Annotated in this window: 16 protein-coding genes and 1 riboswitch; of the genes, 4 read left to right on the forward strand and 12 right to left on the reverse strand. The window is 45.9% G+C overall.

Features of this window, described 5'->3' with window-relative positions:
* Positions 1-90: 90 nt before the first annotated feature.
* Positions 91-3,063 (forward strand): protein translocase subunit SecDF, encoded by a 2,973-nt coding sequence (secDF, locus tag K0O23_RS01040; RefSeq protein ID WP_219875523.1) that lies wholly within the window; start codon positions 91-93, stop codon positions 3,061-3,063.
* A 409-nt stretch (positions 3,064-3,472) separates the two neighbouring features.
* Here secDF and K0O23_RS01045 read toward each other — a convergent pair whose 3' ends face one another.
* A complete protein-coding gene (locus K0O23_RS01045; RefSeq protein ID WP_219875524.1) occupies positions 3,473-4,084 on the reverse strand; it encodes a NifU family protein in 612 nt (203 codons plus the stop codon).
* 215 nt (positions 4,085-4,299) lie between these two features.
* On the opposite strand from K0O23_RS01045, the gene K0O23_RS01050 reads away from it, so the two are divergent.
* Positions 4,300-5,685 carry a sodium:proton antiporter gene (locus K0O23_RS01050; protein WP_219875525.1) on the forward strand — a complete coding sequence of 462 codons (1,386 nt, stop codon included), beginning with the start codon at positions 4,300-4,302 and terminating at the stop codon, positions 5,683-5,685.
* A gap of 94 nt (positions 5,686-5,779) precedes the next feature.
* Here K0O23_RS01050 and aroC read toward each other — a convergent pair whose 3' ends face one another.
* A complete protein-coding gene (gene aroC, locus K0O23_RS01055) occupies positions 5,780-6,859 on the reverse strand; it encodes a chorismate synthase (RefSeq protein WP_219875526.1) in 1,080 nt (359 codons plus the stop codon).
* Positions 6,856-8,298 (reverse strand): BatD family protein, encoded by a 1,443-nt coding sequence (locus K0O23_RS01060; protein ID WP_219875527.1) that lies wholly within the window; start codon positions 8,296-8,298, stop codon positions 6,856-6,858. Before K0O23_RS01060 ends, aroC begins: the two co-directional genes overlap by 4 nt.
* Before the next feature lie 318 nt (positions 8,299-8,616).
* Between K0O23_RS01060 and K0O23_RS20070 the strand changes: the two genes are divergently transcribed.
* Positions 8,617-8,808: a hypothetical protein gene (locus tag K0O23_RS20070; RefSeq protein WP_246596860.1), complete on the forward strand. Its 192-nt coding sequence runs from the start codon at positions 8,617-8,619 to the stop codon at positions 8,806-8,808.
* A gap of 4 nt (positions 8,809-8,812) precedes the next feature.
* Here the strand turns inward: K0O23_RS20070 and queG are convergent, their stop codons facing one another.
* The 4 genes from queG to K0O23_RS01080 all read right to left on the reverse strand — a co-directional run bounded on the left by queG (position 8,813) and on the right by K0O23_RS01080 (position 15,803).
* Positions 8,813-9,760 (reverse strand): tRNA epoxyqueuosine(34) reductase QueG, encoded by a 948-nt coding sequence (gene queG, locus K0O23_RS01065; RefSeq protein ID WP_219875528.1) that lies wholly within the window; start codon positions 9,758-9,760, stop codon positions 8,813-8,815.
* A gap of 509 nt (positions 9,761-10,269) precedes the next feature.
* Positions 10,270-11,313, reverse strand: a complete 1,044-nt coding sequence (ruvB, locus tag K0O23_RS01070) for a Holliday junction branch migration DNA helicase RuvB (RefSeq protein WP_219875529.1) — start codon at positions 11,311-11,313, stop codon at positions 10,270-10,272.
* 477 nt (positions 11,314-11,790) lie between these two features.
* Positions 11,791-12,969 (reverse strand): acyl-CoA dehydrogenase family protein, encoded by a 1,179-nt coding sequence (locus K0O23_RS01075; RefSeq protein WP_219875530.1) that lies wholly within the window; start codon positions 12,967-12,969, stop codon positions 11,791-11,793.
* Between the two features lie 359 nt (positions 12,970-13,328).
* The gene (locus tag K0O23_RS01080; RefSeq protein ID WP_219875531.1) at positions 13,329-15,803 is read right to left on the reverse strand and encodes a TonB-dependent receptor; all 2,475 of its coding nucleotides are present in this window, start codon (positions 15,801-15,803) and stop codon (positions 13,329-13,331) included.
* A 67-nt stretch (positions 15,804-15,870) separates the two neighbouring features.
* A riboswitch (TPP riboswitch) is annotated at positions 15,871-15,969 on the reverse strand.
* A 252-nt stretch (positions 15,970-16,221) separates the two neighbouring features.
* Between K0O23_RS01080 and K0O23_RS01085 the strand changes: the two genes are divergently transcribed.
* Complete coding sequence (locus K0O23_RS01085; protein ID WP_246596861.1) at positions 16,222-16,446, forward strand: hypothetical protein; 225 nt, start codon at positions 16,222-16,224, stop codon at positions 16,444-16,446.
* A gap of 252 nt (positions 16,447-16,698) precedes the next feature.
* Here K0O23_RS01085 and K0O23_RS01090 read toward each other — a convergent pair whose 3' ends face one another.
* The 5 genes from K0O23_RS01090 to K0O23_RS01110 all read right to left on the reverse strand — a co-directional run.
* A complete protein-coding gene (locus K0O23_RS01090) occupies positions 16,699-17,574 on the reverse strand; it encodes an aldose 1-epimerase family protein (RefSeq protein WP_219875533.1) in 876 nt (291 codons plus the stop codon).
* Between the two features lie 11 nt (positions 17,575-17,585).
* Positions 17,586-18,110 carry an AAA family ATPase gene (locus K0O23_RS01095; RefSeq protein ID WP_219875534.1) on the reverse strand — a complete coding sequence of 175 codons (525 nt, stop codon included), beginning with the start codon at positions 18,108-18,110 and terminating at the stop codon, positions 17,586-17,588.
* Between the two features lie 96 nt (positions 18,111-18,206).
* Entirely contained in the window at positions 18,207-20,870 is a 2,664-nt protein-coding gene (locus K0O23_RS01100; RefSeq protein WP_219875535.1) for a PKD domain-containing protein, read from the reverse strand.
* Between the two features lie 726 nt (positions 20,871-21,596).
* Positions 21,597-23,072, reverse strand: coding sequence for a T9SS type A sorting domain-containing protein (locus tag K0O23_RS01105; RefSeq protein ID WP_219875536.1), 1,476 nt, complete (start codon positions 23,070-23,072; stop codon positions 21,597-21,599).
* A 1,507-nt stretch (positions 23,073-24,579) separates the two neighbouring features.
* Positions 24,580-26,055: T9SS type A sorting domain-containing protein (locus K0O23_RS01110; RefSeq protein ID WP_219875537.1), on the reverse strand; the 1,476-nt coding region annotated here is incomplete at its 5' end.

Below are 26,055 nucleotides of genomic sequence, written 5' to 3' on the forward strand. Positions count from 1 at the left end.
ACTAAGCTTTTTTAAGGGTTGATTTAAAGTGGCTTTTCCCGGGATTGATGATGTTTTTAAAATTCACCTATACTTATCACTAATTAAACAATGCGTAACAAATCGTTAATAATCGTTTTAGCGGTAATTGTAACGGCCATCTGCCTTTACTTTTTATCGTTTTCGTTTGTTTCCAGCCGCATCCAGAACAATGCTGAGGCATATGCCACGGATGCGCAAGGCAACGTAGACATGGCTAAACAGCAGGCTTACCTGGATTCTGTTTGGAAAGAAAAAGTATTCCTGGGCATGACGTACCAGGAAGTTAAAGAGAACGAACTTGGCCTTGGCCTTGACTTAAAAGGTGGCATGCACGTGGTGCTGGAGGTTTCTCCTGTTGAGATCATCAGGTCTATGTCTGGTAACAGCAAAGACCCTAACTTCCTGAAGGCCCTTGACCGCGCTAAAGAATTGCAGCGCAACAGCCAGGAAAGATTTACGACTCTTTTTGAGCAGGCTTACCGCGAAATTGAGCCAGACGGACGCCTTAGCCGCATTTTCTCTAACACTGCTAACCGTGGCAAGATCAGCTACGAGTCTTCTAACGCTGAAGTGATCGATGTAATTGACACAGAAGTAGAAGCAGCTATTGATCGCTCTTTCAACATTCTTCGCACACGTATCGATAAATTCGGTGTAACGCAGCCTAACATTCAGCGTCTGAAAGGCACTGGCCGTATTCAGATCGAATTACCAGGTGTAGATAACCCTGACCGTGTTCGTAAACTACTTTCTGGCATGGCAAATCTTGAGTTCTGGGAAGTATGGTCTCCACAGGAATTCGGTCCTTACTTTATGCAGGTTGGCCAGTACCTTGACAAGCAACAGCAGGCAGGCAAGTTAGACATAGCCGCTACAGGCACTCAAAAAGACGCGCTTTCTGCAGCTGCTACAACTGGCGAACAGGATGTACTATCTCAGGCTGCTGCCGGTGATACAAATGCCATAGCTACTACTACTCCAGCAGACACAAACGCAACTGCACTTGACACTACTGCACAGCAAGGCGGCGTATTAGCCAGCCTGTTTACACAGATGCCTGGTGGTCTTGGTGCCAACGTACGCGACACTGCCAAGATCAACGAGATTTTCAGCCGTCCGGAAGTAAGAGGCATGTTCCCTCCTAACATGAAGTTCCTTTGGTCTGTTAAGCCAATCACAGGCGACAACCGCCAGGAGTTTGTTGAATTTTATGCCATCAAAAAAGGACGTGACGGTAAAGCTCCGCTAGGCGGCGACGCTATTAACGATGCCCGCCAGGACTTTGACCAGCAGGGCCGCCCTGAGATCACGATGAGCATGAACGCAACCGGCTCTAAGAAATGGGCTCGCCTTACAGGTGAGAACGTAGGTCGCCAGGTAGCCATCGTACTTGACGATTATGTATACTCTGCACCAGTGGTACAGAGCGAGATCACAGGTGGTAACTCATCTATCTCTGGTAACTTCACTATCGAAGAAGCACAAGACTTAGCCAACATCCTGAAAGCAGGTAAAATGCCGGCTCCAACCCGTATCGTTGAAGAGGCTGTAGTTGGTCCGTCGCTTGGTAAAGAAGCTATTCAGCAGGGTCTTATCTCAACACTGGCTGGTTTAGTAGTTGTAATCGTGTTCATGATCGCATACTACAGCCGTGGTGGTTTTATTGCCGACCTTGCCCTTATCTTCAACGTGTTCTTTATACTTGGTATACTTGCACAGCTTAACGCAGCCCTTACATTGCCAGGTATTGCAGGTATCGTACTTACATTAGGTATGGCCGTGGATGCGAACGTACTTATTTTTGAGCGTATGCGCGAAGAAGCCAGAAAAGGCCTGGGAATCCGTGAGGTTATCAATAAAGGTTATGACAAGGCTTTCAGTACTATTTTAGATGCGAACGTTACTACTTTCCTGGTAGGTTTTATACTTTATTTCTTCGGTTCTGGCCCGGTAAAGGGATTTGCCATTACCCTGATGATCGGTATTGTAACGTCGTTCTTCACATCAGTATTTATCTCAAGATTACTGGTTGAGCGTTCTTTAAGAAAAGCAGGTAAGCTTTCGTTCTCTTCTGTTATGTCAGATAAAATGTTCCGTAACGTAACATTTGATGTGATGAAGTATAGAAAAGCTGCTTATGCTTTCTCGCTTAGTGTTATTGCAATTGGATTTATTGCGATGTACATCAATGGCGGCCCTAACCTGGGTGTTGACTTTAAAGGCGGCCGTTCTTATGTAGTAGAGCTTGACCAGGCTGTACCTGCTTCTGAGCTTCGCACAGCATTATTAGATAATTTTGAAGGCGCAGGCACTGAGGTTAAAACGTTTGGTGCATCTAATCGTGTAAAAATCATTACTAGCTGGCTTGCAGATGATGAAAGCATTGAGGCAGACAACAAAGTAAAAGCTGCTCTTGACGAAGGTCTTGCCCAATACAGTAACCTGACTCCTGAGGTACTTAGCTCTTCTAAAGTTGGCGCTACAATGGCTGATGATATTCAGAACACAGCTCTAATCGCTATACTTCTGGCACTTGTTGGCATCTTCCTATATGTGATGATCCGCTTCAGAAAGTGGCAGTTTAGCTTGGGTGGTGTTGTGGCCTTGTTACACGATGCCTTGATGATCATTGCCGTGTTCTCTATACTTGACCTGTTTGGTATCTCTTACGAGATGGACCAGGTGTTTATCGCTGCGGTACTTACGATCATCGGTTTCTCTATTAACGATACCGTGGTAATTTTTGACCGTGTTCGTGAGTACATGGCCGATAATCCGCGTTCAGCTATCAGAGATATCGTTAACCCGGCGCTTATCAGCACATTCAGCCGTACCATCATTACTTCCCTTACTTTGTTTTTGGTTGTAGTGATCCTGTTCATCTTCGGTGGTGAAGTTCTTCGTGGCTTCTCTCTGGCGATGATCATCGGTGTGCTGTTCGGTACTTATTCTTCCCTGTTTATCGCTACGCCAATTGTAGTGGATACTGTAAAAGAAGAGAAAAAAGCACCTGCCGCACCTGCTACAGCAACACGCGCTTAAGCAAAAAAATATTTAATACAGAAAATCCCGGGGCATTAGCTCCGGGATTTTTTTTGTGCCAGTGATTGACCGCAGATTAATGGGGATTTTAATGATTAGAAGGATTTCTCAGCAGTACCTGATCCAACCACCCCTACCCCTCCTTATCCAAGGCGGGGAAATCTGGCATTACCTTAGCAAAAGTATAAGCGCTGTAGCTTTTGCTTAACCTCCCATCCACCAAGATCCTTTCAGGATGACAAAGGGGGGAAGACTGTTATAATTATGATGATAGTAGAAGTGGTAAGAAAAGAATTCCCCACCTTAGATAAGGAGGGGCAGGGGGGGTGGAATCCAGTAGCTATGAAACAACAAAATAGCCAGCCCTTATGCAGAGCTGGCTATTTTTATACTTTACCTGGTGCTATACTTAGATAGTCACACCGTCGGCTACAACTTCTTTTACTTCTGGCACCATGCGCTTCAGCAGGTTTTCGATACCGGCTTTTAGCGTAACAGTTGCAGATGGGCAACCACTGCATGAGCCTTGCAGGTGTACAGTTACAACACCTTCGTTGTAAGATTTAAAAGTAATGTTACCACCATCCTGCTCTACCGCAGGGCGTACATAATTATCCAGCAGGTCGATCACTTTTTTGGAGATCTCAGCGTCTTCTGCAGATGTTTCGCCGTTTGCTTCCGTTGGGGCAGCTTTCTTTGCAGAGAAACCCTCGTTAAAGATAGGGCCACCAGCCTCTACATAAGACTTCAGGAACGTGCGCAGCTCAGGTATCAGCTTTACCCACTCCAGATCGGCGCTTTTAGTAATAGTAACAAAATTACTGGCGATGAACACGCGCGAAACGTAGTCGAAGTTGAAAAGCTCCTGCGCCAGCGGCGACTCCATGGCACTTTCAACATTCGGATAATCCACGCTTTGCCCGTCTGGCAACAATTGCTGGTTCATCACAAATTTCATCGATTCAGGGTTCGGGTTTGCCTCAGCATAAACCGAAACCATCTTTTCTTTATTTTCTGACATGTAATTCCTTGTTTAAAACTAAAACTAGCGAGTATCGCTTTAAGTTTCCAAAATTAGGCATTATTTCCGACGAAGTAAACCGCCACGCATGTATCAACACAAATTCCAGAGCATCCTTGGCCTTCCTTGCTTTTGAGGTGGCTATTTAAGCCAGAAAATGTATCTTTGTGCAACAACAAATTAAACTACCTTATCTTTACCGCACTAATCTAGACATGCTGAACAACTTTATACTACTGGTACAGTCCCAGCACGCAGCACCAGCGTTTTTGATTATCCCATTCCTGCTTCTTATAGGGATGATTGCCGCCGGCCCAATTTTTTTCGGTCACTTTTGGGAGCACAACTACAAGAAAATTGCTGTTACGTTAGGCCTTACTGTACTGGGCTACTACATCTTTGCATTAGGCGATTACCACATGCCGGTTCATACTTTCTTTGAGTATGCCTCATTTGCCATACTTTTAAGCTCGTTATACATTGCTGCCGGCGGTATTTACATAAACATAAACGCCAATGCCACACCAGCCATGAATGTGGCTCTTGTTGCCATAGGCGCTGTTCTGGCTAATATTGTGGGCACTACAGGTGCTTCGTTGTTGTTGATCCGCCCGTTTATCCGCTTAAACGTACATCGTATTAAGCCTTACCAGATCGTATTCTTTATATTTATAGTAAGTAATGCCGGTGGTTTGCTTACGCCGCTTGGAGACCCTCCGCTGTTTATCGGTTTCCTGAAAGGCGTACCGTTCTTCTGGACTCTGCAACACCTTTTCACGCCATGGGTGCTTACGATCATACTTCTCTGCATTATCTTCTTCTTCATCGACAGCAGAAACAAAGAAACCTATGTGCCGCGCCCTGAAGTGGTGGCTAAAAACGAAGCAAAAACAGAGTTTTATGTAAGCGGAAAGCGCAACCTGTTCTGGCTGGCGATCATTATCGGTGCCATTTTCCTGGATCCTAACGTGATAGATGGGTTGCCGCACATTGCTTATGATGGCAACAAGTTCTCTTTCATCCGTGAGATCATACAGCTATCAGCAGCATTTGCCTGCTTTAAATTCTCAAGCAAAACAGCCCTGGCAGGAAACCAGTTTAACTTCCACCCAATTCTGGAGGTTGTATTCCTGTTCTTCGGCATATTCTTTACCATGATGCCAGCACTCCAACTTTCAGCTGCCATCGCATCAGCACCTGAGTTCTCGCAGTATATCACGCCAAACTTCCTGTATTGGGCAACTGGTTCACTTTCAGGCTTTTTGGACAATGCCCCTACTTATGCTAACTTCCTGTCGCTGGCTATGGCCAAGTATGATATGGCACAGAATAGCGTGGTGGATGTAAAAGCTTTTGCCACAGGCACAGGCGCAGACCCTGGAACGTTAGTGTTGCTTGAGGCTATTTCGCTTTCAGCTGTATTGTTTGGCGCCTTTACATATATTGGCAACGGACCTAACTTCATGGTAAAAGCCATTGCCGAGAGTGCCGGTATTAAGATGCCTTCTTTCTTCGGTTACATTGTGCGTTACTCTATTCCTTTCTTATTGCCAGCGCTTATCCTGGTTTGGTACCTGATGGTACACTTAAGGTTGTTCTAAAGTATAATTAGTGCTAACTAAAAAGCGCCGCTTCGTGTTACGGAGCGGCGCTTTTTAGTTGAATAGCAAGTCAAATACTGACCATTTTTAAACTCTATACTTTATTCGCTTGCTGCCGCATTAAAAAATCAGCAATTACCAAGGCAGCCATCGCATCCACAATAGGCACGGCGCGCGGCAATACGCAAGGGTCGTGGCGGCCTTTACCCTGCAGTGTAATATCTTCGCCGGCATCGTTTATGGTTTGCTGTGGCTGAAGTATGGTGGCCACCGGTTTAAACGCTACGTTAAAGTAAATATCCTGTCCGTTGCTGATGCCGCCCTGTATGCCGCCAGAGTTATTGGTGCGTGTACGAATGTTGCCTTGCTCATCGGTGTAGAACTGGTCGTTGTGTTCGGAGCCGCGCATACTTACCCCCTCAAAGCCGCTGCCGTACTCAAAGCCTTTTACCGCGTTTATACTTAGCATTGCCTTGCCCAACTCGGCATGCAGCTTATCAAACACGGGCTCACCTAATCCGGCTGGCACACCTTGTACCACACAGCTAACCACACCGCCAATGGTATCTAAATTGTCCCGGGCCTCTTCTACCACGCCAATCATACGGGCAGCAATTTTACCATCAGGGCAGCGCACTTTGTTAGCGTCTATCTTCCCAAAATCCAGCTTTGAGTAATGCTTGCGCAGCTTTACCTTACCCACCTGCGATACATAGGCATTTACAGTAATTCCATACTTTTGAAGCAACTTCATGGCCAATGCACCGGCAGCTACACGTGCCACAGTTTCGCGGGCAGAACTGCGGCCGCCGCCACGGTAATCGCGGGTGCCATACTTGGCTGTGTAAGTATAATCGGCATGCGATGGCCGGAAGGCGTGCTGTATATGGCTGTAGTCGTGGCTGTGCTGGTCTTTGTTGTTTACTACCAGGGCAATAGGCGTGCCGGTGGTCTTACCCTCAAAAATGCCCGAAAGTATAGTTACTTTGTCTTCCTCTTTGCGGGGCGTGGTTATATCCGATTGTCCGGGGCGACGGCGATCCAGGGCATGCTGTATCTCATCAGCACTTATCTCCAGGCCTGCCGGACACCCGTCTATTATCACACCTACAGCCGCACCATGCGACTCTCCAAAAGTAGTTATCCTGAAAAGCTTTCCGTATGAATTGCTCATGCTTTATTTCTTAAGAACACGAATGCCGATACCGCTAAAAGCACGACAAGTATAAAATTTGTATATCGCTTGATCTCATCAAAGAAATGAAGACTTACCAAGGTGTTATCCTCATTGGTGATGATGTTATAAAAAGACCCCAGATCGCGGGAGAGCACCAACGCATCGCTATCGCGGGCACCGGTAACATTTATTTTTAATGTGGGGCGCAGCGTATCGTAGGTGGCTGTAGTCGGGTTAAAGTATATCCACTCTATGGCATTTTCCAGCGCATAGGTGCCTGGCTCGCGCGGTAGCACATTATACGAAAAGCTTTTAAGCCCCAACACTCTGCCTGAGCGCCTAGTAACTTCCTGACGAACATCTGGCGGGTAAAACTCTAGTCCGGCCGTGGCAGCAGGCGTAGGCGGCATTACTGCATCAAGGTTGCCCTCTCCTATTATCTCAAATAAATATCTGAAGCTATTGTTTACCGACACCTGCCTTTTTGAAAGACTCTCCAGCAAAGTATAGTTGCCTACGGGCACCACATTCCGCAAAGGGTGCGGCGGCAACTCCATTACTTCTACTTCGCGCTCACGGCTGTAAAAAGTCTTGAATCCTTCCTGTCGGTCTTCGGTGAGCAGGTTGGGTGTTTTGGCAACTTTATACTTTATCATTTTAAGCTGCAGTTGCGGAAACTTGAGTGTTTGCAGGTTTATCGGATAAAGCACCGCCTCATAAAGCCTGAAACGTAAGTAGGGTTTACCTTGAACCGTTACATTTTCCGGTGTAATCTCAGAAAAATCAAATGTATCCTCCCATACATGGGGTTGCTTTATCTGCCGTATAATTCCTGCTATCTGGTTTGCAAAATCATGGAAATCAAGCAGGCGCTGGTCGGCTTCGGCAAGGTAAAAGTATAAAGCTACGTCAACACCTTCCCCTACAAACACTTTTTCTTTGCTTGTGTATAGGGTTAAAAAGGCGTTATCGTCTTTATCTACAAATTCTATTTCTTCCCTTGCTGGCTCCTGCTCATCCTGCGGCTCAATTAAATCGGGCGGGTTTGGCCCCTGTGGTGCACCAGCCTGCATAGGCGTAACCTTTATCGCCATTCCCTGCGACTGCACTGTAACGCCATTCACCTTCATACTAAAAGGTTTAAGCACATAATCACCCTCCTGTAGGGCAGCATAATTCTGGGTATAGGTCCGGATAATGTTTGTTACGCCACCTACTGTAACCGTTTTCTCGGAAGAAAATCGGGTACTTTTCTTAAAGCCCTCTATCTCGGGGAAAGGAGTATATTCTTTTAGTTGGTCGTCCTGGAGCTTTACAGAGACAGTGTAGTACTGGTTTATGGGCAACGGGCTTTTGCCCAACTCAATACTTATCTGCTGTGCCAAGGCTGGCACCCAAAGTATAAAGAGCAGCAAAAAAGAAAATATAAAGCGCATAAAACCGGTTACACAGGACAATCCTGAAATCTATAATAGCAAATTTAGTTAAATTCCGGCATTTACTCTTCCTGTTAGATTAACCTGTGTTTTTGCTTCTGCCAGAAGTACGCTATTCTCCAATCCTTTCGTTATTAAAAATACTGGGCATAAACCGATCATTCATACTAAGAGCCAGTGATGTAAGGGATAGCACAATACGAGATTAGACTTTAACAATAAATTTTAATACATTTACATTGAATATCAAACAATAACAGTAACTTTTTTTCCCTGAAACGTAATTAAAGTCAGATTACAATTCAATTTCCTACCGAAATGTTAGAATACATTAAAACCATTTTGCTGAAGGTTAGCTTTGACAAGATGTTGTTTGAAAAAGAGCTTCGAAAAGCCTTCAAGATTTTAATTAAAGAAGAATTACAACAGCTTAAAAAATGGTGTTACGACCAGTTTTCCGGCATGTACCTAATGATTCTGAATAGAGTGTTCTCCAAGGCACAGGTATAACCAACTACTTATCTTCAGAGCTGGTTGACTGCACAAACTGGATGTTACGCAGCAGCCCCTTATAGCCTGTACGCTTAACTGCAGACTTCCTGAACAACTGCGAAAAAACCTCTTGTGTGAGATCCTGCCAATCATTGGTTTTCATATGGGTTAATTGCGGGTGCGCCAGAAAGGCTGGCTCGTTATGCGGCTTACTAAAACGGTTCCAGGGGCACACGTCCTGGCAAATGTCGCAACCAAACACCCAGTTACCGAATTTGCCCTGCATCTCTTGTGGCAGCTGGTCTTTAAGCTCTATGGTAAAGTAAGATATACACTTGCTGCCATCTACAACATAAGGCTCTACTATGGCATTGGTCGGGCAAGCATCTATGCAACGGGTACAGGAGCCACAGTAGTCCTTTATCGGTCCGTCCGGCTCCAGTTCAAGGTCAATTATAAGTTCTGCTATAAAGTAAAAGCTACCAACTTGTGGCGTGATCAGGTTTGAGTTTTTGCCAACCCAGCCCAACCCACTTTTCTTTGCCCAGGCTTTATCCAGTACTGGCGCAGAGTCTACAAAGCAGCGGCCCCCTACCTCGCCTATCTCTTCGTTTATGTAGTTCAGCAGCTCTTTCAGCTTATCTTTTATCACAAAGTGATAGTCGGTGCCGTAGGCATATTTTGAGATCTTATATGTATCCTCCTCTGGTTGTTGTGCCTCTTTTTCGGGATAGTAATTGAGCAGCAGCGATACAACAGTTTTAGCCCCATCAACGAGCAGGCGTGGATCCAGGCGCTTATCAAAGTGGTTTTCCATGTACTGCATCTGTCCGTGCATGTTCTGGTTTAGCCAACGCTCCAGCCTTGGCGCCTCCTCTTCCAGAAAATCAGCCTTGGAAATGCCGCAATACATAAAGCCCAGCTCCTGCGCCTTCTGTTTTACCTGATATGTATACTTTTCTCTGCTCAATTTATACTTTGTGGCCGCTGTTATAATTGGCTTGTTGCTTTAAAGAACAAAAGTAAGGTAAAATAAATTTAACCGCAGATTAATGGGGATTAGATTGATTAAGTATGATTATGACTTTTGCTCATCCTTACTTCGATGCATTTAGCCAATGGCACCCACTCCCCTGCCGCCACCTGGGTAGAAATTTCCAGATTATTTGACAAGGAATCGGTGCTGGAGGTTGAATTGATTGCTGAGATAAAGAAAACAGAGTAATAAGTAACTGGACAAAAGAATTTTTGACAAAAGACTGTTGTAGTATAAAGTAATTCAATTCAGATCGGTATTAACTTATACTTCAACCTACTTCTGCCCCTATACTTCAATTCAATCAATTCCTTTGCATCCATCCCGCAATTGAAGGCAGGTACACTTTTAATCCAGCCAATCAATCAAATCTGTTTTAATCTGCGGTCAAGAAAAAAGCAGGCCATTGGGCCTGCTTCTTATACTTTATCACAAACAGTTGTTTATTCAGATTGATCAAACAGGCTGCCACTTGCTACTTGCTGTGGCAGCACTTTGCCCAGGTGTTTGTAAGCGGCTTCTGTTGCCTCACGCCCTCTGGCAGTCCGTTTAATGTAACCCTCCTGTATCAGGAACGGTTCGTAAACTTCTTCAATGGTTTCAGCTTCTTCGCCACAGGCGGTTGCGATGGTCGATATTCCCACAGGACCCCCTTTATACTTATCAATAATGCAGGAAAGTATGCGCTTGTCCATATCGTCGAGTCCATTGTGGTCAACATCCAGGGCGCTCAGGGCAAAACGGGCTATTTCCACATCAATGGTACCGTTACTTTTTACCTGTGCAAAATCGCGGGTACGGCGCAAAAGGTTGTTCGCAATACGTGGCGTACCACGGCTACGGCGGGCAATCTCGAAGGCGGCATCTTCATGTATCGGCGCACCCAGCAAAGCTGACGAACGCTTTACGATAGAAGTAAGCAACTCTGCATCGTAGTACTCCAGGCGGCTGTTAATGCTAAAACGGGCACGCAAAGGCGCAGTCAATAAACCGGAACGCGTAGTAGCACCAATCAAAGTAAACGGGTTCAGGCTGATCTGTACAGAGCGCGCATTAGGGCCTGAGTCCAACATGATGTCGATCTTGTAATCTTCCATTGCTGAGTACAGGTACTCTTCCACGATTGGGTTGAGGCGGTGTATCTCGTCAATGAAAAGTACATCGTTCGGGTCGAGGTTGGTAAGCAAACCAGCCAGGTCGCTGGGTTTATCCAGTACCGGCCCCGATGTCATTTTTATACCTGCATCCAACTCTGATGCGATAATATGCGAAAGCGTTGTTTTACCCAGTCCCGGAGGGCCATGCAACAGCACGTGGTCAAGGGCTTCGCCACGGCGACGGGCAGCCTGCACAAATATTTTCAGGTTCTCCACCACTTTTGCCTGTCCGGTAAAATCGGAAAAGCTGAGTGGGCGAAGCGCCTTATCAATGTCGCGTTCGGTTGGCGTCATGTGCTCTTTTTCGCCAGTAAGATAATCTTCCCTCATGCTCTAAAATTAATTCTTTTTATCTGCTTTTTGCAGTACTGTATGGTAACAGAATACTTTAGTAATTGGCTCCATTTCAGCTTACGAATTTACGTAATTTTGCTAATTATTTTATAGTTTTTAACCATAAATCTAATATAGTTAGCAAAATTACCTTAATCAGGATTTGCAGGATTAATGGATGAACAGGATTTAAAAATAAACCAATATCTCTGGCGCGAATCTTCAGATTCGTGACTTGGGGTTAAGGTTGAGTCTCTGACTCAACTGGCCCGTAGGGACAGGCGAAAGCCGATCATAAGGTAAAGACAATTGCACAAAGTATAAAATAAAATTATGCTTCTAAATCCTGTCTAACTTAATAACCCTGTAAATCCTGATTCAGACAACAAAGGCAGCCACTCCCGCAGCTGCCTTTGCTATACTTTATACTACAATCGCCACCCGATCAACGAATAACGAACAACCAATAACGAATTACTTAAAAGCTTGAATACCGGTAATATCAGCACCAGTTATCAGCAAATGTATATCGTGCGTACCTTCGTAAGTTATCACAGACTCCAGGTTCATCATGTGGCGCATGATCGGGTACTCGCCTGTAATGCCCATGCCGCCGTGTATCTGGCGTGCTTCACGGGCAATATGCAGGGCCATATCTACGCTATTGCGTTTTGCCATCGATATCTGCTGTGTAGTTGCTTTGCCTTCGTTCATCAACGTGCCTAAACGCCAAACCATCAGCTGAGCTTTTGTAATTTCGGTCAGCATTTCGGCCAGTTTTTTCTGTGTAAGCTGGAAACCGCCAATTGGTTTATCAAACTGGATACGCTCTTTGCTATACTGTAAAGCAGATTCGTAGCAATCGATAGCAGCACCAATGGCACCCCATGAAATACCGTAACGGGCAGAATCAAGGCAACCCAATGGGCCACGCAAGCCATCTACGTTTGGCAAAATATTCTCCTTCGGGATCTTCACGTTATCAAACACCAGTTCGCCAGTGCAACTAGCGCGTAAGCTCCATTTATTATGTATCTCAGGTGTAGTAAAGCCTTCCATGCCCCGCTCCACAATCAAACCTTTGATGCGGCCCTCTTCGTTTTTGGCCCAAACTACAGCTACCTGGCACTCCGGCGAGTTTGATATCCACATCTTAGAGCCATTTAACAGGTAATGGTCTCCCATGTCTTTGATGTTGGTCATCATACCACCCGGGTTAGAGCCAAAGTCAGGTTCCGTTAAACCAAAGCAACCCAGCCATTCGCCGCTTGCAAGCTTTGGCAGGTACTTTTTGCGCTGCTCCTCCGAACCATACTTGTAGATGGGGTACATTACCAGCGAGCCCTGCACCGAAGCCGTAGAACGCATACCCGAGTCGCCGCGCTCAATTTCCTGCATAATAATGCCATAGCTGATGTAGTCGAGACCACCACCGCCATACTCGGTTGGTATAGTAGGGCCAAAAGCGCCTACATCGCCAAATTTCTTCACTATCCCAGATGGGAAATGCGCATCTTGTGCCCACTTTTCGATGTTTGGCGATATCTCACGCTTCACAAAATCACGCATGGTCTGGCGGATAAGCAAATGCTCTTCCGTAAGCAAATCGTCTATGTTAAAGTAGTCAGGTGCTCCTGCTGGTTCGTAAGCCATAGTTTTGATTTAAGGTTAATGAGTAGGGTAATACGCAAAGTTAAAATTTTATACCACAGATTAATGGTGATTTGATTGATTAAGTATGATTATTGACCGGTGATTAAGGAGATTTAGATTGATTTATGAGATTATTATCGGCAGTACCAGCGCTAATCTCTAATGCCATAAGTTTAGCAATGGCGTAAATGTGACAGAAACTTATTCCTGCACGTCCTTTTCAATCCTGCAAATCCTGATTCAGAAGAAAAAATCATTCTAATCAATCTAATCCCCTTAATCACCGGTCATTAATCACCGGTCAAATAAAAAGCCCCACCAGATGGTGGGGCTTTTTTACCCAAAGTATAAATCATACTTTAAAATTTCAACCCTACAGACAACAGGAAATTGCGGGTAGCCTGTGGATAGTAGAAGTTCTCGGTTGTCTGGTCGCCGCCGGCAATGTAGCTGAACGTATAGCCATTGGCTGCATACTTCTCGCTGAATAAGTTGTTCACCAGAAGGCCCAGTTCCAATTCCTTCAGCATGTTTTTAAAGCCGATGTTGTAGCGCAGGCGCAGGTCTCCTACCTGGTAAGGACGAATAATGCGGCTCTCGTTTTCGGTGTTATCCAGGTACTGCTTGCTTACGGTTTTATAGATAAAGGCAGCACGCAATCCCTTTAAAATCTCTACTTCTAACTGGCTTGTTGATACAAAGGCAGGAGAGAAAGCGATAGTTGTCTCGCCATAGCTGTTTACAGCCTGGTCGCCGTTATCATAATCATCGATAAACTCGTTAAAGCCTTTAATTCTGTTCTGGCTGTAAGCTAAGTTAGAGCTTAACCTCGCAGCAGTTCCCAGGCGCAGGGCACCAGCTAGTTCTAAACCCTGGCGGTAACTGTCGTCGATGTTGGTACGTGTATAGGCTCCTACATCGTTTATCTGGCCAGTTACTACTAACTGGTTCTTATAATCCATGCGGAAGAAGTTTGCCTCTACATCAGCAGTAAGTGCCTGGCCTCCTACATCTGCCAATGCCAGCTGCCCACGGTAACCAGCCTCTAAGTTATACAGTGTTTCGTGTTTAGGGCGGCTGTTCGGTGTAGACTCTGTAAAGTCTTTACGAACAGGCTCTCTGTTACCCACTGCATAGGAGGCATATAGCTGGTGAGCTGGCTCAAGGTTATAAGTTATACCTGCTTTAGGATTCACAAAAGTATAATCTACATCCTGTTCTAACTTTTGCAGGTTATTATCAAACCCTACAAAAAAGTAATTGATCTTACGCACCTGCATGTCACCAAACAAATTCAGTTTATCCGTCAGGCCATAAGTTGCTTTCGCAAAGATGTTGAAGTCGGTTTTTACGGCATTGTTATCGTAATACCTGTCGCGGATGTTGGATGTAGAGGCGTAACGTGCCCAGATCACCTCACCAAAATGGTCGCCGTCGTACTTATTCCAGGCGCCGCCCAGGGTTGCGTTTAGGCGTGTGCTTGGTCTGTACTGCAGGGCATAGGTTACTCCGAAAAAGTCGTTATCAAGCCAGCGGCGACGGATAATATCAGAGCGTTTGATTTCCTGATTTCCAATGATCACGTTAGGCAAACCGTAATTTGAGAACTTGTCGTTTTTCCTGAACTGCTCGTAATAGCCACGGCCATAGGTATAGTGCAAGGCACCGGAGAAAGTTAAGCCCGGCATAAAGTCATGAGACAGGTGCAGCTGGTAATGGTCCTGCTGGTAGTTATCGGTTTCGTTGTCGTAGGTATAGTAGTTATACTTACGGCCCGCACTTAGCAGATTCTCCTTGTCCGAGCCACTAATGTAGTTACGGTCTATGTAAGCCTGCAGGTCTTCTGCATTGCCATATACCAGTGCCTCCGGTGTGCCGTACCAGGCCTGATACGTCTGCTCCTTACCCGAGAAGGTCACAAACTTTACCGAAGTCTTATCACCATAGTAGCCACCCGTAAAGTACAGCGACTTCATATCAGAGAAAGCGCGATCAATGTAACCATCGGACTTGATGCGCGACAGGCGGCCATCAAAAGCAAATTTGCCGTTGATAAGGCCTGTACCAAAGCGCACGTTGTTCTTCCAGGTATCGAAAGAGCCATAGCTGTGGTCGGTTTCGGCATAGGCCTCGCGGCGCACCTGCTGTGTCTGTATATTTATACTTGCACCAAAGGCTCCGGCACCGTTTGTTGAGGTGCCTACCCCGCGCTGCACCTGTATATCCTGCACCGACGAGGCAAAATCCGGCATGTTCACGAAGAATGTGCCGTGGCTCTCAGAGTCGTTGATCGGGATGCCATTTACCGTTACGTTAATGCGGGTAATATCAGAGCCACGGATGCGAAGGCCGGTATAGCCTACACCTGCACCAGCGTCAGAGTTTACCACCACCGACGGCACCTGCTCGAGCAAGTATGGCAGGTCCTGGCCAAAGTTGCGTTCGGCTATCTCCTGTTGTGTTACGTTGGTAAAAGTGGTACCGGTGGTCTGGTCGGCGCGGGTAGCTGTTACTACTACCTCAGTGGTTTGCAGTGCCTGCGCACGCAAATTAACCAGCACGTACTCATTCTGCTGCAGGTTTACGGTTACTTTTTTAGACTCGTAGCCCAGGTAGCTAATGTTTAAAGTATAATTACCAGCCGGAAGGTTGACAAACTCAAACGTGCCGAATTTGTTTGTAACAGCGCCTGTACTGTTGTTCTCGAGCATAACATTTGCTCCTACCAAAGCATTGCCAGAGGCACCTTCGGATACACGCCCGCTCAGGTTAAACTGGGCAAGCAAGTGCAATGGCAATAGGATTGCCGCCATCGCAAATAATAGCTTTTTCATTAAAGTGGAAAGGTAAAAAGTTTGACATAAAAATTTATGCCAGGGGGAATAGCCAATAAGCTACTTTAGTATTACCGTTTTGTATTCCCTTCGACGGCATTACCCGCATCAGGTTCAATGGGTATGATCTCAGCCCGTTATAATTAAGGCACCCCTAACAAGTGCAAAGGTATAAGCCTTTTCTGTTTAAATCAAAAATAAATACCCGCAAATGGGCCAACACACGCTAAAGGCTGGTTAGTAGCGTGTTATTTTTCATCAATTGTAAAAACCACAGACGCAGAAAGTACGTTGAAAACAGTAGAATGGCACACAAATTCTGCATAGCTCACAAATTTGAATTAAATGTAGAAAAAGCCTGCTGAAAGAAATTAAATGACTAAGTAGACCTGCGATGATGATCAGCATTTTATATACAATGGCGCTCCTAACTATACTAGCATATTATGCTTTTGCCCCGCGCAAAAGATTTAATCACCCACCATCAACCGACAACGATGATGACGGAGGTGAGCCATTAGGAGATGATTTACCAGATTTAGACCTCCCGCCCGGTATTTCGCTGCCGGTAAACGATTTTGAACCGAGGTATGATTTCAGAAACATTAAAGTACCTAAGTTTCCGGAACCGTCCCTGCACTGAATAAAAGCATAAACAAGAAGCCCCGGTTATGAACTAATCGGGGCTTCTTGTTTATGCTTTAAGGTTGAAATTAGTTTGATGTGGTAAGGGTGACTGCTCTTTCGGACTTCCTAGTCCGAAAGCTTTCTGTCGGGGACTTCCAAGTCCCCATAATTTACTATTCCGCGGACTTGGAAGTCATAGCAGGCGGGGTCCCGGACAAGGATGTCCGGAACAGCAATAGCTCGAACAACGAACAACGAGCAACTATACTTACCAGACTGTTATACTGTACGTTCGTTCAAACACCTGCTTGGGCCGCAACTCGTTGATCCCTTCTTTTTCCTGTAGTTCGCCGCTGTCGGAGGTGGTGCTGGCTATGCCGCACCAGGGCTCTATGCACACATACGGCGAAGGACCAGGTTTAGCCCAGATGCCCATGTAAGGGAAGCCTTCAAATTCAAACACGATTCTGCGGGGGCCGGTATGGCTCGCCAGCACCAGCCTCTCGGAGTTAAGGTTTTTTAAAATAATCGCATCTTTATCAAAGTATTCGTGCTTAAGCGGCAATACCGGGCTTTGCTCTGCTATTAGTTCAGTTTCTCCGGTTTGCAGGCCATTTTCGTCTATCAGGTGGCGCCGCAGTGTTTCATCTTGGTCAAACTCCAGAAAATAGTCCGAATACTGTTCATTGGGGTAAAGCGGCACGTTAAAGCCGGGATGCCCACCCACCGAGAACCACATGGTTTTGGTGTCTTCGTTCAATACCTGGTAGGTTACTTCCAGCCTGTTATCCATCAGTTTGTACGCTACCAACAACCTGAACTTAAAGGGATACTGCGCCAGCGTTTCCTCATCGTACTCTAACTGGAAAACCAGCTTATGGTGATGTTCCTCTATCAGCTCAAATTCTTTTTTACGGGCAAAGCCGTGCCTCTCCATGGTATAGGTCTGCTCATCGTAAGTATACTGCTGGTTAGGCAACTCCCCTACTATCGGAAACAGGTTTGGAGCGTGGCTGGCCCACACGGCAGGATTGGCTGTCCAGATCAGTTCCAGCTCTTCGTCTTTCTTTATAAAATGCTGCAGTTCAGCTCCAAGGCTTTCAATGCCTACTCTAAAGCTGTTGTTTTCAAGAAAGTATAGCATGTTCGTTTCTTTTAATGTTGATATTTCTGGAGCAAGCTGTCTACGTGTTTGCGCGCCATATCAAAGCGTTCCTGCTGCTGCCCGGTTATTTCGATAAAGGGTACCTGCATTGCTTCGAGCTCACGTTTATACCAGTCAAAAAAGAACTGGCGCATGTGCGGGTGCTCTCGCTGCGGGTCTGGCTCCCACGGCAAATCAACGCCCATCAGCAGGCAAAGGTTGTAGTCTTGCTGCATTAGTTTTTCAGCTATCCAATCAGGGCAGCTGCCAAAGGCGTGCTCGCTCCAGATCTTAAGCACCAGCATATCGGTATCGGCAAAAAGTATGGTGTTGGCCTGCTGCATTGCCTGCTGCTCCAGTTCCCACTGCCCACGGGCTATCGCCTCTATATCCTCTAAAGTATAAGCCCTGTTTAAGTTACCTACATAACTGCGTGCAAACTCCGGCACCCACACTGTTTTGTAGTGCTGCGCCAGTTGCTCCGATAAAGTAGATTTGCCCGTAGACTCCGGCCCTGTTATAGCGACTTTAAGCATAAGGCAAAGTTCGTAAAAATCAGCAACAAGTATAAAACAAAAGCTGCCCTGGCACCAAAGGCACCGGGGCAGCTTTCAGGCTAGTTTTACTTTGTACTATTTTCGAAGTATAAGTTTAACTGTTTTAACTTCGGAGCCGCTCACGATGCGGGCAATGTAAATGCCGTTAAGCATGCTGCGTCCGTCTACCTCAACGCTTGTTGCTTCACCGGCCTGTGCAGTGCCTTTCTTCAGTTCTTTAAGCAGGTTCCCTCTCAGGTCGTACAGGTTGGCTACATACTCGCCGCCTTTCGCAAATGTGAACTCAACTGTAGTTCTGTCGCTGAACGGCATTGGGTAAGCTACTGCCTTGCTCTCGTCTGTGCTTGCAAGTGGCTGTATCGGGCATGGGCTTTCCACCTCTTTTTCTATACAGAACCTGAGATCGTCGAAAGCACCGGAACCAGCCAGGTGCAACGATTCGTTACGGCCGTCCAGCACGATCCTCATTAACATTACACCTTTAGTATTGCCCAGGTTAACCGTTTGCCGGCTATTGTTACCCAGCGCCTGCAGTTTAACTTTGTATAGCTCATTGCCTTCTGCACCATACAAGTACACCCACGAGTTGTTTTCATAACCGTCAATATCCAGGGCACGCATCGAGGTCATAGTTACCGGACCGATCTGTGAGAAATCGAGCAGTAATTCTCCACCCCACTGGTTATCGTTTGGTATGTTGGTCTGGTCCTGGTTGATGATCAGCACGTGGTGCCAGTCTACTGTGTAAAGGTCGGTATCGTCGCCAGTTGGGTCCTGGGTATCGAAAATGGCAGCATGGTTCTGAGCAGCGTATGTGCCATCCGGGTTCCGTTTTTTACCAAATACCGGTACTGGCCCTGCAGGTGTATTAAGCCTAGTTACCAGGCCCATCTTCTCATCACTAAAGTTTTCGAGGTGGCAGGTTACTTCCGGCTCCGGGGTAGGCTGCGGCGTAACTATTGCCGTAGCTGTAGCAGAGCAACCGTTGGATGTTTTAGTAACGGTTAACGTGTAAGTACCGGCAACTGTAACGGTTGGGTTCTGCTGTGTAGAGGTAAAGTCGTTCGGGCCGGTCCAGCTATAGGTTACGCCAGGTGTTGTTGATGCCCCTTTTAGTTGCAGCGAACCTGCATCACAACTCAGCATGCCGCCGGTTGCCTGCGCATTCGGAGCAGCTGCATCCAGGGTAACAACTACTTCATCGGTAGCTTCGCAACCAGAGCGTGAGTTAGTTACTTTTAAAGTATAAGTACCGGCTGCATCTACTGTAGGAGTAAGCGTATGGCCACCCGAAACTATATTGCCTCCGTTACTGGCCGTCCAGGATACGCTTCTCCATATCTCCGGTACAGTTGTAGAGCCGCTCAGCATAACAGAAGTATTTTTACAGCTTAGTTCTTTGTCAGATCCTGCATTAAGCTCAATGTCTCTGTCTTCGGTAACGGTATACCTGGCAGTTGCGGAACATCCATTGGAAAGATCTGTAACTGTGAGCACATACTCGCCGGCAACAGTAACAGTTATACCTTGTGTTTCGGCGGTAAAACCTCCCGGCCCTGACCAGCTATAAGACGGCTCTACGGCAGATGTAATACTACCCAGCATCGCAGAAGGTGTTTTACAGGTAATATGAGCAACAAAAGGCGTAGAAATACTTACCGTAGGAGCTACCTTGTTTTCTGTAACCACTACTGCATCTGAGGCTGTGCAGCCGCCTCTTCCTGTTGTTACAGTTAACGTATAAGTACCTGCCGCGTTTACTGTTGGAGTTAACGTAGTGCCACCAGACACAATATTGCCTCCGTTGCTGGCAACCCAGGCATACGTAGCGCCTGCTGTAGACGAGCTACCGCTGAGCATTATACTTGTAGCAGTACATGTAAGTACTTTGGTCTCACCGGCATCTGCGTCCGGGGTAGTACAGCACGCATTTATGGTAATCATACTTGTCTGCGTGTCTGACTTAGCCGGGCTTGATGAGTCCGTTACTGTAAGCTTGACTGTTTTCTGGCCATCACTCATATAAGTATAAGACGCATTTTGTGTAGTGGCATCTGTTATGCCATCGTTGTTAAAATCCCAGGCGAAGGTATAGGGGGCCTTGCCACCGGTTGCTGAGCCTGAGAAAGACACAGTCTCGTATCTGTTGTTTTCTGTACAGGCTGCCTGCGATGTAAAATTAGCTATAAGCGGAGCCTCAATTACGATAGGAGCCTCACGACGGCATTTAGAAGGCACAATAGAGGAGCAAGTGGTTGCATCTAGGCAGAAATTCTTATTACCTGTACCCCAGGCCACGAAAATATCTACCAGCATGATCTCTTTTCCGCACATCCAGTTTACAGGAGTTGGGTACTTGAGTACGTTGTTGTTTCCTGTTAAGGCTACTCCAAAGCAATTGGCAACAGGCTGGCCGGCCATACCATCAACCTTTAACGTACCCGATACATACACACCTACCCTAGGCGTGGTAGTAGATACTACCACATGCAAGTACGCCTGTACCGTTTCTCCGGGCGTGCATGAAGATGTTAGCGGAACACCATTTACATCGGCCAGGTAAACCCGCTCTACCTTCACATCATTTGACGTACAGTTAAGATCTGGGCAGGTTTGTGCGTAAGCACTGGTCGTCATTAATAGAGCTGCGATTAACAGCATTAGCAGGTGCCATATTAGCTTTGTTGGTTTGGGTGAAGTATAGCTTTTGCTATCCTCTTCAAGGTATAATTGATTCATAGATAATGGTTTTTATGTATAAATTGGATTAAATGGTTTCTTTTGATTTGGGCAAAGCAGAGCCACCCAATGTTGAAAAGCAGCGGTAAACCGAAAAGCCTTAAGTATTATTTTAACTTAATACACAGTCTTTCCTGCTCACTATTGCAGTGAACTATGGGCTTGCTCCGGGAAAGTTTGTCTGGTATATGATTTTTGATTTTCTGTTAACCCAGGTGTTATGCTTTATCATCTATAGTATAAATAACAGTATCGTGCAGATGCAATTTTTGCATCTGAAAGCATTGGGGTTTACAAGCGGGTAATCTGGGGCGGATAATAAATTTACTGTGTTATACTTTACTGCTCTCTTTATACTTCGTTAAAGTAAACTACGGGGTAAAGTATAGCATTTTAGAGTGATACGGATTTGCCCAAAAAAGTATATAATTATTCCTGTATTTATTTTAACAAATATTGCATTGATTTATAACAGCAGGTGTAATTATAGCTTTTGAGGGTGAATAGCTTTAAAAATAAAGTAAACAACAATGTGTAAACATGCTTCTTTTTATACTTTAAAGAACAGATGAATTAGAGTAAAACAAAAACATGATTATACCTATACTACTAACCAACAGAACTTTATATACCTAAAATATAAACCTATAAAAACAAGTGGCGGCGGGGCATTGCCCCGCCGCCACTTGTAAACTATTAACTAAAAGTATAGCCTGGCTTAAACTGCTAATTGTTCTTTTTGAGCAGTTTCACTGTTTTAGCGCCAGATCCGCTTACCATACGAGCCAGGTACATGCCGTCTGCCATACTTCTTCCATCTACTTCTATCTGAGTTACCTCACCTTCCTTAGCCGTTCCCGACTTTAACTGGCGGATAAGTGTGCCTTTCATATCGTAAAGGTTGATCTCATACTTGCCAGACCTCTCAGCCTTAAACTCCAGTGTAGTTCTTTCAGCGAACGGAATTGGGTAGGCCGTTAGCTGATCGTCAGCTTTAAGCTGTTCTGTAGATTGGATGGAGCTGGAGGTTTGAGAAGTTAGTTTTGCACCAGAACTCTGACAAGTGGTTGATGAAATACAGGTATTATCATTATTTCTTCTCACCCATATATTAAGGTCATCACCAGGTGTATAGTTGAGAATAGCGTTATCAGTCCAGCTCCCGCCTCTGTCATAACTAAACTGAAACCCTTCTCCAAACGGCTCACCTGTTTCCGAGTTGACTACTTTAGCAACAACACCACAATCAGGACTGATCAATATGCTTAAGGCTGGTTTGTCTATCACATTATTAACCGTCATGGTTATCTCATTAGACGTGGCCGGCGAGCTGGTAAGGCACGGCGAAGCATTGGAGGTCATCACCACTGTTACCTTGTCGCCATTAGCGAGAGTGGAGCTTGAGAACTGGTAGCTGCTTGTTCCAACGTTATTGCCATTCACTTTCCACTGGTAGCTTGGCGTAGTGCCTCCGTTGGTCGGCGTGGCTGTGAAAGTGACGCTCGTGCCGGCGCAAATTGGCCCCGATGTATTAGCAGAGATGTTCACACTCGCTGGCTTGAAGGGATTAACCGTCACGTTTCGAGTAGCTGACGTGGTGCCGCACAGGCCGGCGGCCGTGGCCGTGATGGTGGCCGTACCGGAGAAGCCAGCGTCCCAGTTCATGGCGCCCGTCGAGGAGTTTATCGAGCCGGCCCCCGCAGGGGAGACGCTGTAGGTGATGCTGGTGGCGTTGGCCGCGCTGGCCGTGTAGGTCTCGTTAGGCGCGTCCTGGCAGAGAGTAGTCGCTCCGGCCGAGAAGGAAGTCGCACCTGTCGTGGGGTTCACCGTCACGTTTCGAGTAGCTGACGTGGTGCCGCACAGGCCGGCGGCCGTGGCCGTGATGGTGGCCGTACCGGAGAAGCCAGCGTCCCAGTTCATGGCGCCCGTCGAGGAGTTTATCGAGCCGGCCCCCGCAGGGGAGACGCTGTAGGTGATGCTGGTGGCGTTGGCCGCGCTGGCCGTGTAGGTCTCGTTAGGCGCGTCCTGGCAGAGAGTAGTCGCTCCGGCCGAAAAGGAGGTCGCACCTGTCGTGGGGTTCACCGTGAGCGTGGCTGCATTAGTTGTGATTGGACAAACCCTTTCCGCCTCCGGAATATTTAAATCTGAGGTAGTGTTCGTAACTAAAAGCCGATACTTGTTCCCATTTAATCCACCTCCCAAAGAACTGATCGTTAATGTTGTTGTTCTGGTCCCGTTAGAAAGGGATGATAACTCAGAATAAGGCGCAGAAACTGTTAAATTGCTCCACGCATTTTCAGTAGTACAGCTTCCATCTGTACAAATCTGCCATCTATGGCTTGTTGTGATTTTAGTCTCGCTACTTACTTCATATTTTGCAGTAAATGTTGCCGTTCCACTAGTGCATTTAGTATCATCCGAAGGATTTAAAGTGATTCTAGGTGCCGCACAAGGTGTGGTCTGCACTATAATCGCTTCACCAGTTATAAATCTGCATTTTGACTTTGTCTCCGGGCAATTGACATCAGATGCATTCTGACAAAAACTAGTAGTTCCTGTTCCCCAAGCGGTAAAGATATTTGTTAAAGTAGCAGCACTCCCACATTGAAAAATCCCAGAAGGTAGTTTAACTTTAAGAATATTATTATTCCCATTCAGCACATCGTTAAAACAATTAGAAATAGGATAATCCACACCATCAATTCTAAGTGTTGCTGATAGATACACTCCAACTCTTGAAGTCTTTGTTGATACAGTTAAAAATAAATAAGCGTCGTTTACATTATTTGTACCAGAGCACTTAAATAACTCGCCATTTACATCTGCAATTTTAGCTGTTGTAATCTGCACATCGTTTGATGTACAATTCACGGTTCCGCATTTAATTGGTATCTGAGTATAGCCTGTAGTACTATATAGCACTCCCACTATCATTAAAAATAAAGCCAAGGCCAGCCTTGACGACACGATGCCTTTAACCCATCTCATACCTTTCGTATAATTGTCTAATTGTTTCATTGTTGTTGGAGGTTTTTGTTTAGAAAGCTTGTAAATCGTCATTAAAAACCTGGGCAAAGAAATTCCGGGCAGCTAACGTCATACATTAATCAGCTGTGGAAATACTTGCGCAGTAAATAGGTGTAGGTGCTAAATTTACCCGTTCCCCCTAGGTAAAATGCAGACTTGGGTCGGGACGCAACAGGTAGCCCCACCAAATAACGGTGAGCCTGGCGCTATACTTTTCGTAAAGCTTAACCATTATGTATATGTTTAGGATATAAGTGATCAGCTGTTGTAATTTTTACAGCAGTGCTCTAAAGGGTTTGGAGGTAGGTAAGGAGGCGCTTGTGTTTTATCCTGTTGATGTACATTACAGTATAGATGCCTTTAGTTATGAGGCACTTTAATACATCAGTATCGCAACAGGTTATCAACAGAACAATATTATACAAAATAATATTTAAATAATATTATACTTATAACATCGATCTTATATTATGAGCAGGAGCTAGTGTTATAAGGGTGAATGATTATTTAAATGAAGTATAACTTCAACACTGGGAAGCAAAAAAAACAGTCAAACAACACTATAAGCACCTGTGTTACAACACAGTAAAAACAAATAACTTTACCACACCTGGTATAAAAAGAGCGGGATGCCAGGAACAAGTTCCCGGCACCCCGCCTTTCTAAACAGCCTCCTTACTGCTTATTTTTTAAGTAACAATTTAACAGTTCTGGCTCCGGAGTCGCTAACCATTCTGGCTAAGTATAAACCTTCCGGTAAGCTTCTGCCGTCAACCTCTATCTGGTTTACAACTCCTGCTTTGGCTTGTCCAGATTTCAACTCCTTGATCAAGGCACCCTTCATATCGTACAGGCGAACACTGTAGTTCTCGTCCACTGCTGTAGTGAACTCGATAGTGGCCTTGTCGGAGAATGGAGTTGGGTAAGCGATCATTTCACTTGCCTCGGCTCTGCCTAAACCTTCTACTGAAGAAGAAGAGCTAGAGCTAATTGGCCTGTTATGAGCATCAATAGAGCAACCAGCGTTGTTTAGACCATCCAGATATGTTGCCAGGTCTCCTGCTGCCGATTTAGTTCCTGCAGCGAATGCTGCATTTACTCTCCTAATTATTTCACTAGATGATAGTTCATAATTAACATGAGGATGGCAGGCGTTTAGTATGGCAGCCACACTCTGTCTGTACAGGTTGTTTATTCCTCCGCCTTTTGCATTAAGCGCCTGTAGTAGTGTTAAGCTTCCGGAGGATGCACTTGTAAACACACTACTATATAATGTATTTGGTGTGTAGCAAGCCCAGCTGCCTGTATGGTTTTTCCAGTAACCTAAAGTACAGCCTTCAAAGTCACAAACAGGTGCTACCAACGTTACAGCGATTGCAGTCGATAAGCATCCATCGCTACTTCTTACAACAAGGTTATAAGTACCAGGTGCAAGGCCTGAGAAAGCCGGACTAGCCTGGAAGCTTGTACCATTATTTATACTATAGCTATAGATACCTCCTAAAGGAGCAGTAAACGTAATGCTACCTGTAGGTACTGCACATGTAGGCTGCACAACTGTTCTCATTACTCCAGACGGAACTATTGGTGCGTCATTGATCACCACCGGCACTGCCGCAGACACGCAACCATTGGTACTCTTGACTGTTAGGTTATATGTACCAGGTGCAAGGCCTGAGAACGTTGGGCTGGCCTGGAAGTCGGTTCCATTGATACTGTAGCTATAGATCGCGCCAACAGGTGATGTCACTGTGAAGCTACCTGTTGCTACTGTACATGTTGGATGTGTTCTACTCACAACAATTCCCGATGGTACTATTGGTGCGTCATTGATCAAAGCAGGACTACTGTTTACACACGTAGGATCACTGATACGTCTTATATATACTGTATGCGAACCAGGAGCCAAGCTGCTCCAGCCACCGCTAGGATAAGCACCCCAGGCACCATCATCGAGCCTGTACTCCATGCCACTTACTGGTGTTAAAGTAATAGCGCCAGTTCCAACTGTACAAGTAGGCTGCGTTAAGCTCAACACAGGAGCGGCAGGGGCTCCGGCAGGGGCTATAATAGTTGTCGACGCACTGTTGGTACAAGTTATATCGGCAGTTCGTCTCACGCCGACTGTGTAGGCTCCCGCCGACAAACCTGTCCAGCC

The organism is Pontibacter aydingkolensis (genome assembly GCF_019443125.1).
Lineage (GTDB): Bacteria > Bacteroidota > Bacteroidia > Cytophagales > Hymenobacteraceae > Pontibacter > Pontibacter aydingkolensis.